Here is a 14,845-nt window from a genome sequence, read left to right as displayed (position 1 = left end):
GTTCAATTTAAAAGTGGGAAGCTATGTATAGTCCACAAAGGAGTAAGCCATGGAGACGTATTGCAAGGTGTTAATTGTTGATGATGAGATGCTGGTGCGTCAAGGAATCAGACATCTTCTCGATTGGGAAAGCGAAGGCTTTAAAATTGTCGGCGAGGCATCGAACGGTAAGGATGCCCTTGATATGGTGAAACAACTCGAACCCAACATGATCCTGACGGATATCGTTATGCCGGTCATGAGTGGGGAGGAATTGGTCCGAGTTGTGAAAGGCTTATATCCGGAGATTGAAATTGTGGTTCTCAGCAGCTACGGTGAATTTGAGTATGTACGCTCCACGTTTCAGAGTGGTGTAGCAGATTATTTATTAAAGCCCAAATTAGATGCGAAGTCGCTGCTAGCCGTCTTAAAAAAGACGGTAGAGGGGATGCCAGCCTTTCGACACATGGACTTTACGAATGAAAAAGGACAGTCCATTGACTATGTGCTGGACAGGCTGATTTCCGGCTATGCCATGGAGGTTGATAGTGCGGAGATAAAGACCCTTTTCCCGTATCCATGTTTCGTTCTACTCGTTGTAGATAGGCAAGATAGCTCATCCGCGATGAAACGTAACGAGGAATGGATCGAAGCCTTTCTGAAAGGTATGGTTCAGGATGTTAAGGAACCGTGCATCATTCATCGCCTTTCACATCAAGACAGTCATATCCGGTTTTTGCTAAATATAGAGCATGCTGGCCGAATGGAGGTCATTCATATGGCCGAGCAATTAGTACAATCCAGCGTAATGGCGGGTTTATCCTTTTATGGGGCACTTAGCAAGAATTTTACGCAAATTACAGAACTTCATGATGTGTATACGCATGATATTCTCAAAGTGTTGGATCACCGTTTCTTTCTGTCGGATCAACAACTGTTCTTTGCTGACGAACTGTTGGAGCATGAAGGGAATGGCGATACGTTTGATTCGGAGGCGTTTACTGCGGAGCTGAATCGTCAAGATTTTCAACAAGCTTTTGGGCGTCTCAGCCATTATGTAGACACCATGCCTGACAGGCTGGATACGGATATGTTTGAGTTTAAGTCTTTTTTAGGTCACAGCCTATTCAATATTATTGTTTCTTTACTGCATTTTCACTACGAGGCTAGAACGCTGGATGATGCGAAGTATGAGTATTTCCGTGCCATTCATGAGGCCAAACATATTGGGGAAGTGCGTTCTCTTTTGGCCAAATTCCTGAATGAGGCGACAGATTGTGTGACAGGAAACAAAACAAATTCTCCAGGCATACAGAAGATTTTATTGTATCTGGATGAGCACTTCACTGAACCTCTCACGCTGACAGAAGTAGCCAAACAATTTCATTTCAACCCATCGTATCTATCCAATTATTTTACCATTCATAATAAAGAAGGATTTAATGAGTATTTGAATCGTATTCGGATTGAACGTGCATGCGAATTATTAAGGGATAATGCGCAAATTTCGATTTCGGAAATCAGCAGTCTTGTTGGATACTCGGATCACAGTTACTTCACGAAAGTGTTTCGGAAGTTGATGGGGACTTCACCTAGCCACTATCGAAAAAAATAAAGAAGGGAATCATCAAACCTATGGGGGCGTGGCTCAAACGGATCTCTGATCTAAGTTTATTTAGTAAATTATTTCTTGTCATGGTGCTTAGCATGATTACGGTTACGGTGGCGACTTCTTGGGTTACCGTGCAAATGTCGGAGAAACTTTTTGTGCAGACATTCAGTATCACGAATTCAAAAATCATCGAGCAAATTAAAAGCGGTCTGGATTCCATTCATTATTCGAATGTCAATATAGTCATTAACACCGCGCAAAGTGGTGCGATTAAACGTTTTCTGACAGAAGGGGATGTTGATTCGGTAACCAACTCCAAAGTAACCTTCGACATGAGCGAGCAGATGAAGCGAATCCAGTCGGGTATTGGAGCCAAGAACATTGGGATGATCATTTCAGGTATTAATGGCAAAAGCTTTAAGAGCGACCGGACTTATTGGTCCGGTTCTTCGGCGGATTTAGGGCGAAATCCGATTACACAAGAGTCGCGGAACCAGCCAGGACGTCTGTTGTACAGTTATTTAGGTGAAGGAACTCCGGGTTCTGGGGATCAAGGCCTTGTTGCCGTCAAAACGCTAACTGATTCTGGCAGTAAAGAAGGGTATGGGACGCTTTATATCTTCCTGAAAGAAAACGATTTAAGATCCATTTATGCCAGCTTTACAAGTGCTGGGAATGATGTGATGATCTTGGATCGTCAAGGTCTAATCATTTCTAGCAACCGAGCGGAGTTGATCGGAACAACATCGAAATCGCTTTTAGAGAGCGCACAGAGGATTCAGCAGCAGGGTCTGGCTAAGGATGAAATAAGGATGTCCGGTAAGGATGTCATGGTATTGGCTGGCGATTTGCCATTGTACGACTTTTACATCATGAATGTCATTGATAAGGATGCAGCCCTTGGTCAAATGCTCAACAGGAAAGCGATTTTCTTCATTGTTGCGGGGATCGTGGCTTTGGCTGTGCTCGTTGTGTATGTGATCACGCGGAGGTTGACGCTCTCGCTAAGAAAGCTCGTTAAGAAAATGTCGACGGTGACGAAAGAGAATTTTCACAATTATATGGCGGTTACGGGCACCTATGAGACAAGGGAGCTTAGTCGCTCCTTCAATTTTATGCTCGACGAGTTGAACGACTATATCAGTCAACTTGTTGATACGCAGAAGGAGCAGCGTAAAGCAGAATTGGCTGCGTTGCAGCAGCAGATTAATCCGCATTTTTTATATAATACACTGGCTTCCGTTAACATCCTCGTTCAGCGAGGGAGCCAAGAGACCGCCACGCAAACGATTCATGCGCTCATTTCTCTCCTGCAGAATACGATCAGCAATGTCAAAGAAACGATTCCCGTTGTGCAAGAGTTGGTGAACTTAAAGCATTATGTGTTCATTAATCAGATTCGTTATGGTCAAGGGATTAAGGTCGATTACTTTGTTTCACCAGACTGCTTGCCTGCGCAAGTGCCTAATTTGATGCTGCAACCTTTTATCGAGAATGCTTTTTTTCATGCTTTTAATAAGAAGGGTACCGGATATATTTACGTCATCATCACGAAAGAGAGAGATACGCTGCACTGTGAAGTGGTTGACAATGGGGATGGCATGGAACTTTCGGACAAAGCGGACGAGATACCGAATCCCACAAGTGCGAGGCAATTGTTCACAGGGATTGGTATTCGTAATGTTCATGATCGCCTGGTTCTTTTGTACGGTGAAGAGTATGGGGTTACGATAACAAGCACATTGGGACAGGGAACGAAAATATCTATTAATCTTCCATGGCGTACAGATCAGTACACGTAGAAGTATAAAAAACTAAAATAAATACAAAATATAAAAATAATACAAATGAGCAAGTAAGGATGGGATTACAGATACAATAAAAACGCTAATTTCAGCAAATTTCGTTCTAACAAGACAAATTGCCCAAATGATATTATTTATAAGTAAGCACTTACAAAATTAAATCATCCAGGGGGATCACATGAAGAAGAAAATTTCTACGGTTTTACTTGCAAGTTTTATGCTTTTGACGGCATGTTCAAGTAATTCGTCAGACACATCATCAACGACTACTCCTAGTGGCGGTGCAGCGAGCACTAGTAAAGAAATTACAGTTTGGGCATGGGATAAGAACTTTAATATTGCAGCAATGAACCTTGCGAAAGACGCTTATGTGAAGGATCATCCTGATGTGAAAATCAACGTTGTTGAATATGCGCAAGATGACATTATTCAAAAGATGAACACTGGTTTGAACTCCGGTTCAAAGTCAGGCCTGCCGAATGTGGTATTGATTGAAGATTATCGTGCGCAAAGCTTTTTGAAAACATATCCAGATGCATTTGCTGATATGTCCGCATCCATTAAAGCTTCGGATTTCGCTGAATACAAGTTAGGTCCAACAAGCTTGAACGGTAAACAATACGGTGTACCATTTGACTCTGGCGTAACAGGTCTTTATGTTCGCAGAGATTACTTGGAACAAGCAGGCTACAAGGTTGATGATTTGAAAAATATCGACTGGCAGAAATTCATTGAAGTCGGTAAAGCTGTTAAAGCCAAAACCGGTAAAGATTTACTGACACAGGATCCCAATGATCTTGGCTTAATCCGTATGATGATTCAATCTGCAGGCGCTTGGTATCTGAAAAGTGACGGCACGACGCCGGATCTGAAAGACAACGCTGTGTTAAAGGAAGCATTCGAGACGTACAAAGAAATCATGAATGCGAACATCGTTAAAATCAATTCGGATTGGAACTCCTTCCTAGCTGGTTTCAATAGCGGTGCTGTTGCTTCTGTTCCGACAGGTAACTGGATTACGCCGTCGATTAAATCACAAGCTGATCAATCCGGTAAATGGGCAGTTGTTCCTTTTCCTAAGTTGAAAAACACAGCTAGTTCCGTTAATGCATCTAACCTTGGAGGAAGCTCCTGGTATGTATTAAACAGCACTGGTAAAGATACGGCTGCTGATTTCCTTGGGAAAACACTCGGTTCTGATGTGAATTTGTATCAAAAATTAGTAACAGACGTAGGGGTTGTTGGTACTTATAAACCTGCTGCACAAGGTGAAGCTTATACGAAAGCCGACGATTTCTTCGGAGGTCAGAAGGTAATTTCTGATTTCGCAACATGGACGGCGCAAATTCCTAAAGTCAACTATGGTCTGCATACGTATGCGATTGAAGATATTCTCAAAGTTGAGATGCAAAACTTCCTGAAGGGCAAAGACATCGCGAAAGTATTCAGTGATGCTCAGTCTCAAGCAGAATCCCAACTTAAGTAAGTTTCTCTTCCCATTAACCTATGGAACGCTGACCTCTGAATTGCGAAATATGCAAAGCAGGGGACAGCGTTTCGATTTTTCATCGTAAATAATGGAAGGATTTGAATTTAATGAACTACTCGATGCGTAGCCGTGCAAAGCTTACGGGATGGCTGTTTATCTCTATTGCCGTATTGATGATTTGTTTGTTTTACTTTTATCCAATGATTCAAGCACTGCTGCTTTCCTTTAAAACAGGCGCGGGTGCCAATCTACATTTCAATGGGATAAGCAACTATAAACGGCTCTTTAGTGATAAGACATTCATCACTGCTGTTAAGAATACGTTTATCTATTTGATTATTCAGGTGCCGGTCATGATCATTCTGTCGATGATGATTTCCGTCTTGTTGAATGATAGCAAGCTTCGTTTCAAAGGCTTTTTCCGTACAGCAATTTTCTTGCCCTGCGTGACTTCACTTGTAGCTTACTCCGTTGTTTTCAAGTACTTGTTTGGCAATGATGGTTTGATTAATATGGCTTTAATTAAGATTCACTTGATTTCACAGCCCATCGCATGGATTTCTGATCCTTTTTGGGCGAAAATTACGATTATCCTTGCCATTACATGGCGCTGGACAGGATATAATATGATTTTTTTCCTTTCCTCTTTACAAAACATTGATAGTTCTATTTATGAAGCAGCTCGTATTGACGGAGCCTCTGCGTTCAAACAGTTTTTCTTTATTACGTTCCCAATGCTGAAGCCTATTGTACTCTTCACGTCCATTACCTCGACGATTGGTACGCTGCAATTGTTCGATGAGATTATGAATATTACGAAGGGTGGACCAGGTAATTCTACCCTCTCCATATCGCAGTACATCTACAATCTTTCCTTTAAATACACACCTGATTTTGGCTATGCAGCAACAGTTTCCTACTCGGTTGTAGTCATGATCATTGTGTTATCTGTCCTTCAAATCAAATTGGCAGGTGATAAAAAATGATAGGTTTAAGACGTACAATCATCTATGTCTTCCTTTTTGCCGTGGCGATTATCTCCATTTTTCCATTCCTATGGATGGTCATTAGTTCCACGAATCTGTCTGTGGACGTTACACAGGGCAGAATGTTACCAGGATCGCATTTTATGGACAACTTTCATAAATTAACAGAATCGATTAATCTCGTTCCTGCACTTTGGAATTCCTTGCGGATATCGTTGTCTACAACGATCTTAGCCTTAGTCGTTGCTTCGCTGGCAGGCTATGCCTTCGAAATTTATCGGAGCAAAGCCAAGGATATCGTGTTCAATATACTGCTTGTCTCCATGATGATTCCGTTCGCGGCGTTGATGGTTCCGCTTTACCAAATGTTTTCGAGCCTATCGCGTGCGGTTCCATTTATCGGGATTAACACGATGAACGCGGTTGTCCTACCGACATTTACGACAGCGTTTCTCATCTTCTTCTTCCGCCAAAGCACAAAAATGTTTGCGAAGGAGCTGCTAGAAGCGGGGCGTATTGATGGATTGACCGAATTAGGATTGTTTTTCCGCGTGTATATGCCGACTATGAAAACAACGTATTCAGCAGCCGCTATCATTACCTTTATGTCAAGTTGGAATAATTACTTGTGGCCGCTTATTGTCTTGCAAACACCGGAGAAACGAACAATTCCTTTGTTAATTTCGAATTTGGGTTCTAGTTATTCACCGGATTTTGGGGTGATCATGACCGCTATTGTGATCTCAACACTGCCGACTGCGCTTGTCTTTTTCTTGATGCAGAAACAATTTGTCGCGGGTATGGTTGGTTCTGTGAAATAGTACGTAATTAGAGACCCTTTTTGGGTCTTATTTTTTGGGAGGCGTAGAAAAATGAAACATTCGGTACCAAGCCTTGATTGGCTTCAAGATGTACGTGTATTCAAAGTGAACCGCGTGGATGCCCATTCGGATCATCGTTATTATCATTCGATGGCGTCTGCGGAGGCAGGCGCACCGATGGACATGCGGCATAGTTTGAACGGGCGTTGGCAGTTTAGTTACGCGGTTAACCCCGCTAGCCGCGTGCAGTCTTTTTATCAAATGGATTATAACTGCGCGGCTTGGGAGCATATCCAAGTGCCTGGTCATATCCAGCTTCAAGGCTGGGGTCAGCCACAATATGTCAACACGATGTATCCGTGGGATGGCGTAGAAGCGCTTCGTCCTCCTCACATTTCACAAGAGCATAACCCAGTTGGCAGTTATGTGAAAAATTTTGAATTGCCTGAAACGATGATTGGCAAACCTGTCTATATTTCGTTTCAAGGCGTTGAATCAGCCTTCTACGTTTGGCTTAACGGCGAATTTATCGGTTACAGCGAAGATAGCTTTACGCCAGCCGAGTTTGACTTAACGCCACATATTCGTGAAGGTGAAAATAAACTCGCTGTAGAGGTCTACCAACGAAGCACAGGAAGCTGGCTGGAAGATCAGGATTTCTGGCGGATGTCGGGGATTTTCCGCGATGTGTATTTGTACACCGTACCTAAAGTCCACGTTTGGGAAATGCGTGTAAAGGCAGATTTGGATGATGCGTATGAGCAAGGGCTGCTTGAGATTGAGCTCAAGCTTCGCAATGAACATACGGAAACTGTCCGCGCTAAGCTTGAGCTAAAGGATGCTGAAGGGCAAATTTGCCTCACCGAAGAAGGCGAGTTCCGCGAAGGCAACCTTATCTTCAACCTTTCTGCAGGTACTGTTCAACCTTGGAGTGCGGAAAGCCCTTATTTATATGCCGCGTGCATCTCGATTTACGATGAGAGCGGAAATTTAATTGAAGCTATCGTTCAGAAGACAGGGTTCCGTCGTTTTGAAATGAAAGACAAGCTGATGTGCATCAATGGGAAACGGATCGTTTTCAAAGGTGTCAATCGACATGAGTTCAACAGCCGCAGCGGACGTGCGATTACGAAGCAGGATATGTTGTGGGATATTCAAACGCTTAAGCGCAGTAACATTAATGCGGTCCGCACATCTCACTATCCGAACCAGACGCTTTGGTATGAGCTTTGTGATGAGTACGGGGTCTATGTCATTGATGAGATGAATTTAGAGACGCATGGCTCATGGCAGAAAATGGGTGCAGTTGAACCTTCCTGGAATATTCCAGGTAACGATATGGAGTGGCAAGACATCGTCATGGATCGTGCGATATCGATGGTGGAGCGGGATAAGAATCATCCATCGATTCTCATTTGGTCTTGCGGTAACGAATCCTATGCAGGTCAAGTTATTCTGAATGTGTCCAACTACTTCCGTGAAACGGATCCTACACGACTTGTTCACTACGAAGGTGTTTTCTACGATCGCAATTATGATGCGACCAGCGACATGGAAAGCCGGATGTATGCGAAGCCAGCGGATATTGAAGCGTATCTCAATAGCCAGCCGAGCAAACCGTACCTTAGCTGCGAATATATGCACGCGATGGGGAATTCCGTCGGAGGTCTTCATAAATATACGGAGCTTGAGAACAAATATCCGATGTACCAAGGCGGCTTTATTTGGGATTATATCGATCAGGCGATTGTGAAAAAAGACCGAAACGGCCGTGAGTTTCTGGCGTACGGTGGTGATTTCAAAGATCGTCCAACTGACTATAGCTTCTGCGGTAATGGTCTCGTCTTTGCTGATCGTCAAATCACACCTAAAATGCAGGAAGTTAAATTCCTTTATCAGAATATCAAGCTGGAGCCAACCAGAACTCATATTAACATTGTGAATGAAAATTTATTTGCGAACACAGATGATTTGGTGTTAGTGTACCGACTTTTCCATGAGGGGAAAGAAATTGGCGCTGGGCAAGCGAACATCGAAGTCGAAGCGCAGAGTGAATTCAGTCTGCCAATTGAATTGCCGGATGTAGATGGAACACCAGGTGAGTACTGCATTCAGGCTTCTTTAGTTCTGAGAGAAGCTACACTATGGGCTGATGCTGGATTTGAAACGACGTTTGGTCAAACGACGTTTGTGGTTGGGGCAAACCGTCAGAATGAGCAGCCATCAGGTGAAGTTGTCGTCGTTGAGGGCGATGTGAACATGAGCGTGACAGGGAAAGGCTTCACGGCCATTTTCTCGAAGCAGGTAGGATCGCTCGTTTCGCTTAAATACGAGGGACGTGAAATGATCGCGATGCCGCCTGCGCCATTATTCTGGCGTGCTACCACGGATAATGACAAAGGAACCGCAATGAGCTTTACGGCCGGAGCCTGGTATGCCGCTAGTCTGGCGCGCAAATGCGTCAATTGGGAATTGCGTCAAGAACAAGGTTCAGCAACCGTTGTTTTTGATTACAAATTCAGCATCAACGCTGAAGTGACCGTTCGCATCGCGTACACCGTATTAGCGAATGGAACGATTCGCGTGAATACGCAGTACAAGGGTGCCGCGGGTCTGCCGAATTTGCCGATACTCGCTGTATCGTTCAAGATGTCTGCGGATTATAATCAATCCGAATGGTATGCGATGGGACCTGAAGAAAACTATATCGACCGCAATTTCGGTGCTCGATTGGGCGTATTTAGCCGTCCGGTGAATCAATTGCCTACCCCTTATCTGGTTCCACAGGAATCAGGCAACCGCACTGGTGTCCGCCGTGTGAATGTGACGGATGTTGCTGGTATCGGTCTGTCGATTCAGTCAGATCCACTAGCGCCAGTTGAGTGCAACTTGTCTCCGTACACGGCATTTGAACTCGAGCATGCGGACCATGCTTTTGAGCTGCCGGAGGTTCATTATACCGTTGTGACCGTTGCAGGCAAACAAATGGGTGTTGGCGGCGATGACAGCTGGGGTGCACCTGTCCATGAAGAATATCAGATTCCAGCGGATCAAGAGATGGAATTTGAGTTCTTCTTGTCTAGTCATAACAGATCTTCACAAGGGTAAAGGAATACGATTGAGTAAGCGAAGGGCTGCCGTTAGGCAGCCTCTTTTGTGTGTCTAAATGTAATTGTTATCAGCGTGGATTAGGGTGTGAGGCGTTGCTCCTGGTGCTGATGCAGGCACAAATACCTGCACTAGCCATGGGGCATCCTGGTCAAGCGAATAACTGGATTTTCTGTAGCTAATTCAAGCGAAATCACGGGATTTCGTCAAATAACTGGATTTCCTCCCGTTATTTCAGGCCAATTTCGCCAAATGGGACTTTTCGAGCAAGATTAGATGTAGAAATTCCAGTTAAACTCTCCGCAGGCTAGATTTACCCGGAATTAGATGTAGGAATCCAGTTAATCCCCCAAAGCTATCTGGCCTGGAACGCAGAAGCAGTAGATGTTTTTCTTAAATTGGCAACGCATTGACGATGTGGCGGGGGATGCATTGCCAGTTCTTGGGAGCGACGTGTACAATACACATAGAGCCTAATTCGATTTCGCCAGAGGTGAACGGACCATGTACACAATCATCATGATCGATGATGAGGATGAAGTCAGAGAAGGCATCAAGAAGAAGACGAACTGGGAAGCCTGCGGCTTCCAGCTGGTTGGCGATTACGATAACGGCCGTGACGCCTATGAGGCGGTTGAGCGGCTGCAGCCAGATGTTGTTATTACCGACATTAATATGCCATTCATGGACGGACTTCAGCTCACGGAGCGGATTGTCGCCAAGTACCGTACTATTAAAGTCGTCATTGTAACCGGTTACGAGGATTTTGACTATGCGAAGCAAGCCATTAAGCTGAAGGTCAAAGACTATTTGCTGAAGCCGATCAATAGCGCAGAATTCACGGAATTTCTGCAGAAGCTATGTCTAGAGCTGGATGAGGAGCGCAAACAGCGTGAGGACATCACGTTCCTTCGTGATCAATTCCAAGAGAGCATGCCTTTGCTGCGCGAGCGGTTTCTGGAACGGTTGGTCACGTCAGGCATGCGGAAAGACGAGATCGAGCGKAAGCTGCCTATGTTTGGTCTGCACTTAGAGGGGGCGGGACATACTGTCCTAGCACTCGACATAGATGATTTTGGGAGGGCGCTGTACAGCGACCAAGTAGCGGAAGAGGAACTGCTGCGATTTGCGGCTTATAATATTTTGCATGAAATTGTAGAGAAGGAACATGGCGGTACGGTTTTTCGGACCCGTGATGATAAGCTTGTCGGACTCGTTTCGGGCAACGAGGATCAGGTGGAAGTCATCTGTCAGACGCTTGCGGAGCAAGCCAGAACCAGTATTGAGAAATATTTGGGTATGACTGTCACGGTAGGCATTAGCCGCATGTACAAGGGATTGCTGGAGCTATCGAAGGCTTTTCAAGAGTCGCTTGCTGCCTTGGATTACCGCTTTATGTTAGGGAATAATCGCATCATCGCCATTGGAGATATGGAGTTCGGGAGCAGTCAAGATAACTCGAGCTATTTACGTACAGAGAAGAGATTGATCGCAGCGATCAAAACAGGTGAAAAGACGGCCATCACGAACACCCTGCACGAGTGGATCGACGATTTGAAGAAGTCAGCGTGTCCGATGGAATCTTGCTACGGCAAGCTGCACAAATTGCTCGTCGCCCTGATGAATGCTGGGGTGGAAACAGGGCTGGATGAAGGAGTCGTGCTAGGCGATCATTCGTCCATGGAACTCTATACACGCAAAACATTGGATGATGTGCGACTATGGCTGGAGGCCATTTGTTTAACCTTCGTAGATCGGCTTGCAGAGAAGCGTACCCATGTGTCGGGGGCACAGTTGGAGTCGGCTGTGGCCTATATCCATGAGCATTATGCTGATGAGCAGCTTTCGCTGCAGCAGGTGTGCAATCATATCTATATGAGCATGAGCTACTTCAGCGCCTTATTTAAGCCGTATACGGGGGAGACTTTCATTGAGTATGTGACCCGATACCGGCTGGATAAAGCCAAAGAAATGCTAGCAACCACGCAACTCAAAACCTATGAGCTTGCAGCGAAGGTAGGTTATGGCGATCCGCAATATTTTAGTGTTATTTTCAAAAGACATACGGGTATGACCCCGAAGGAGTTCAGAGCCGCCAACAAGGCTGGGCTGAGCTTATGAGAAGTCTGCTTCGTTCTTTTCAATTCAAAAGCATTCATACGAAGTTCGCGTTGGCTTTCTCCTGTTTAATTTTATGTACAACCGTCATTCTTAGCTATAGCGCCTATCGGCTCTCGACCGTCGCTGTAACCGATGCCTCGCTGACGTATACAAACCAATTGATCGAGCAAGTGAATAAGAACATTCAAACCTACATTGGCAATATGGAGAGCATTTCGACTCTTTCTTTGAGCAACACGGATCTGAAGCAATATCTCTCTTTGAAAAATCCGGAGGATACGGAAGCGCAGCAGTTGAAACGCCAGATCAGCAGCTATTTCAGCACAATCGTGGCATCACGAAATGATATCGCTTCCATTGTGTTCATCGGTTCGAATGGTGCTGTTGTATCGGATCGGGTGTCACCCGAATTTAAGTCTTATGCCGAGTTGATTTCACAGGAATGGTACACCAAAGCGAGCAGGAGCAAGGGAGATATCGTCATTTCCTCGTCGCATGTGCAGCATGTGTATCAAAATGAATATAAATGGGTCGTTTCGATCTCGAAGCAGATGCCAAGTCCGGGGCCAGGCGGCGCAAGCGGGGTGCTGCTCGTTGACCTGAACTTTAACCTCATTAATGATTTGTGCAATCAAATTCAGTTGGGTCAGCGGGGGTACGTATTCATTCTCGATCAGAGCGGCGATCTCATTTATCATCCTCAGCAGCAGCTGCTGTATTCGGGCTTGAAGTCCGAGGATATTCGTGCATTGATGCAGGCCAAGGATAGTACGTTCGAGACGGCGGCGACGGATGAAAATAAGATCTATACCGTGCGTACAGCGAGCTTTGGTTGGAAAATGATTGGCGTAACCTATGCCGGTGATCTCAGCGGGAACAAAAAAGAGATGCAGCTGACATCCGCGATGTGGGGAGGGATTGCGCTTATTATTGCGCTGGCAATCTCGATTTGGCTGTCTATCACGTTGACCAAACCGATTAAACAGCTCGAAGTGCACATGAAGCAGGTGGAGAAGGGGAACTTCGATATCCGTGTCGATGTGGAAGGCGCGAATGAGATTAGCAAGCTGTCGCGGACGTTTAATCTGATGATTAGCAAAATCAAAGAGCTGATGAGCCAGACGGTACTGGATCAGGAGGTCAAACGGATTAGCGAGCTGAAGGCCCTGCAGGCGCAGATTCAGCCTCATTTTCTATATAATACACTCGATTCGATTATTTGGATGGCCGAGATGGGGAAAGTCGATGATGTTGTGACGATGACTTCGGCCTTGTCCAAGCTGCTGCGTTCGAGCATTAGCAAAGGGGAGGAACTCGTTCCTATCCGTGTGGAATTGGCTCATATTGAGAACTATTTAACGATACAAAATATCCGTTACCGCAATAAATTTACGTACGACATCGAGGTGGAAGCGGATCTATTGGAGGATCGTAGTTTGAAAATCGTGCTGCAGCCGCTCGTGGAAAATGCGATCTATCATGGCATGAAGCATTTGGCAGAAAGCGGGCATATTCGGATTACCGGGCGGAAGCGGGACGGTGTCATCGAGTTGAAGGTCATGGATAACGGCGTAGGAATGAGCGAGGATCAGTTGAACTCATTAAGACTGAAGACGACACATCAATCGCAATCAGGCAAAGGATTCGGTTTGCTTAATGTGAATCACCGGATTCAACTATACTTTGGCGAGCTGTACGGATTGCAATTCGAAAGCGAACTCGAAGAGGGGACGACAGTCACGATTACGTTTCCTGAAATGCCGCCGATTCTGGGTCAAAGTGAAGGTTAGAAGTGAGGTGTTCTTTTGAAAATTAGAGTGAGTGCTGTTCTGATTACGCTTGCTTCTGCTGTTATTCTGATCGCGGGATATCTGATCTACGCTAACGATTTCGGTGCCAAGAATAATGCCATTATTGTGATCCCCAAGACGATTGATCCCCATGTGGAATTCTGGCAGGTATTGAATCAAGGCGTATTCGCAGCCGCGAAAGAGTATAATGCAGAGATTAAGATCATGGGAACCGCATCGGAATCACAAATCGAGGAACAGATTAAGCTTGTAGAACAAGCGATAGCGGAGAAGCCGAAGGCGATCATCCTGGCGGCGACGGATTACAATCGGTTAGTTCCTGTTGCGCAGAGTGCGATAGATGCAGGAATTACGCTGATCACGGTCGATTCGGGTCTTGCGGGCGGCGTGTCGGAGAGCTTTATTGCAACGGATAATTACGCGGCAGGACGCAAAGCTGTGGAAACGATGAAGGGCTATGTGCAGGGGCCAGCAACCTATGCCATTGTTAGCTTTGTAAAAACCTCCAACACCCAGATGGATCGGGAGAATGGCGTGCGAGATGGGTTGAAAAGCGATACGTCCATTAAGTTGCTGGATACGTTGTATAGCAATGGCTCGGAGGACAAGGCGTATGAGCTGACAAAGGAGCTGCTAAACGAGCATTTAGATATCAGAGGCATATTTGGCTTGAATGAGCCATCTACCATGGGCGCGGCGCGTGCGTTGAAGGAATTGGATCCCGACCGCAATATTAAACTTGTCGGCTTTGACAGCTCCATGAATGAAATATCGTTCCTTGAAGCAGGGATTTTGCAAGGGACGGTCGTGCAGAAGCCTTTTAACATGGGATACCTCGCTGTCAAAACCGCACTCCTGGCTCATCGTGGGGAAACGGTTAAACGGGTGGTGGATACGGGCTCTGAGGTTATCACCAAGGAAAACATGTATACGAATGAGAATCAGAAGTTGTTGTTTCCTTTTGTCGGGAAATAGGATAGGAAGAAAGAACCCTGGGAACGCGCATCAGTAATTTCGTGGGATTTAGACAAACGTTCACGCTCTTCTGCAAAATTTCCCAGGAAATAGTAAGCGTTTTGTCGAAAGTTAAGCGCATTAATGATACATGGAAAG

At 45.3% G+C, this 14,845-nt stretch carries 9 protein-coding genes; all 9 read left to right on the top strand.

Annotation, left to right across the window (positions count from 1 at the left end; translation table 11 throughout):
• Nucleotides 1-49: 49 nt before the first annotated feature.
• The 9 genes from AC1DLM_RS03210 to AC1DLM_RS03170 all read left to right on the top strand — a co-directional run bounded on the left by AC1DLM_RS03210 (nt 50) and on the right by AC1DLM_RS03170 (nt 14,707).
• On the top strand, nt 50-1,594 hold the full coding sequence (locus AC1DLM_RS03210; RefSeq protein ID WP_477569104.1) for a response regulator: 1,545 nt from the start codon (nt 50-52) through the stop codon (nt 1,592-1,594).
• A gap of 20 nt (nt 1,595-1,614) precedes the next feature.
• The gene (locus AC1DLM_RS03205; RefSeq protein ID WP_441990797.1) at nt 1,615-3,393 is read left to right on the top strand and encodes a sensor histidine kinase; all 1,779 of its coding nucleotides are present in this window, start codon (nt 1,615-1,617) and stop codon (nt 3,391-3,393) included.
• 181 nt (nt 3,394-3,574) lie between these two features.
• On the top strand, nt 3,575-4,882 hold the full coding sequence (locus tag AC1DLM_RS03200) for an ABC transporter substrate-binding protein (RefSeq protein WP_477569103.1): 1,308 nt from the start codon (nt 3,575-3,577) through the stop codon (nt 4,880-4,882).
• A 110-nt stretch (nt 4,883-4,992) separates the two neighbouring features.
• Nucleotides 4,993-5,871 (top strand): carbohydrate ABC transporter permease, encoded by an 879-nt coding sequence (locus tag AC1DLM_RS03195; protein ID WP_477569102.1) that lies wholly within the window; start codon nt 4,993-4,995, stop codon nt 5,869-5,871.
• Nucleotides 5,868-6,692, top strand: coding sequence for a carbohydrate ABC transporter permease (locus tag AC1DLM_RS03190; protein WP_441990795.1), 825 nt, complete (start codon nt 5,868-5,870; stop codon nt 6,690-6,692). Before AC1DLM_RS03195 ends, AC1DLM_RS03190 begins: the two co-directional genes overlap by 4 nt.
• Before the next feature lie 51 nt (nt 6,693-6,743).
• Nucleotides 6,744-9,800 (top strand): beta-galactosidase, LacZ type, encoded by a 3,057-nt coding sequence (lacZ, locus tag AC1DLM_RS03185; protein WP_477569101.1) that lies wholly within the window; start codon nt 6,744-6,746, stop codon nt 9,798-9,800.
• Nucleotides 9,801-10,304: 504 nt separating this feature from the next.
• Nucleotides 10,305-11,921: a response regulator gene (locus AC1DLM_RS03180; RefSeq protein ID WP_477569100.1), complete on the top strand. Its 1,617-nt coding sequence runs from the start codon at nt 10,305-10,307 to the stop codon at nt 11,919-11,921.
• Nucleotides 11,918-13,711, top strand: a complete 1,794-nt coding sequence (locus tag AC1DLM_RS03175; protein WP_477569099.1) for a cache domain-containing sensor histidine kinase — start codon at nt 11,918-11,920, stop codon at nt 13,709-13,711. Before AC1DLM_RS03180 ends, AC1DLM_RS03175 begins: the two co-directional genes overlap by 4 nt.
• A gap of 15 nt (nt 13,712-13,726) precedes the next feature.
• Nucleotides 13,727-14,707 carry a substrate-binding domain-containing protein gene (locus AC1DLM_RS03170; RefSeq protein WP_477569098.1) on the top strand — a complete coding sequence of 327 codons (981 nt, stop codon included), beginning with the start codon at nt 13,727-13,729 and terminating at the stop codon, nt 14,705-14,707.
• Nucleotides 14,708-14,845 lie beyond the last annotated feature (138 nt).

Source organism: Paenibacillus sp. 01T442, from assembly GCF_056398345.1.
Note: the sequence above shows the minus strand (reverse complement) of the source record. Positions and strands in the feature narration are given on the sequence as shown.

Coding starts and splice junctions, on each gene's coding strand:
- AC1DLM_RS03190 (WP_441990795.1), top strand. CDS start 5,868: ATGATAGGTTTAAGACGTACAATCATCTATGTCTTCCTTTTTGCCGTG.
- AC1DLM_RS03195 (WP_477569102.1), top strand. CDS start 4,993: ATGAACTACTCGATGCGTAGCCGTGCAAAGCTTACGGGATGGCTGTTT.
- AC1DLM_RS03210 (WP_477569104.1), top strand. CDS start 50: ATGGAGACGTATTGCAAGGTGTTAATTGTTGATGATGAGATGCTGGTG.
- AC1DLM_RS03200 (WP_477569103.1), top strand. CDS start 3,575: ATGAAGAAGAAAATTTCTACGGTTTTACTTGCAAGTTTTATGCTTTTG.
- AC1DLM_RS03205 (WP_441990797.1), top strand. CDS start 1,615: ATGGGGGCGTGGCTCAAACGGATCTCTGATCTAAGTTTATTTAGTAAA.
- lacZ (WP_477569101.1), top strand. CDS start 6,744: ATGAAACATTCGGTACCAAGCCTTGATTGGCTTCAAGATGTACGTGTA.
- AC1DLM_RS03175 (WP_477569099.1), top strand. CDS start 11,918: ATGAGAAGTCTGCTTCGTTCTTTTCAATTCAAAAGCATTCATACGAAG.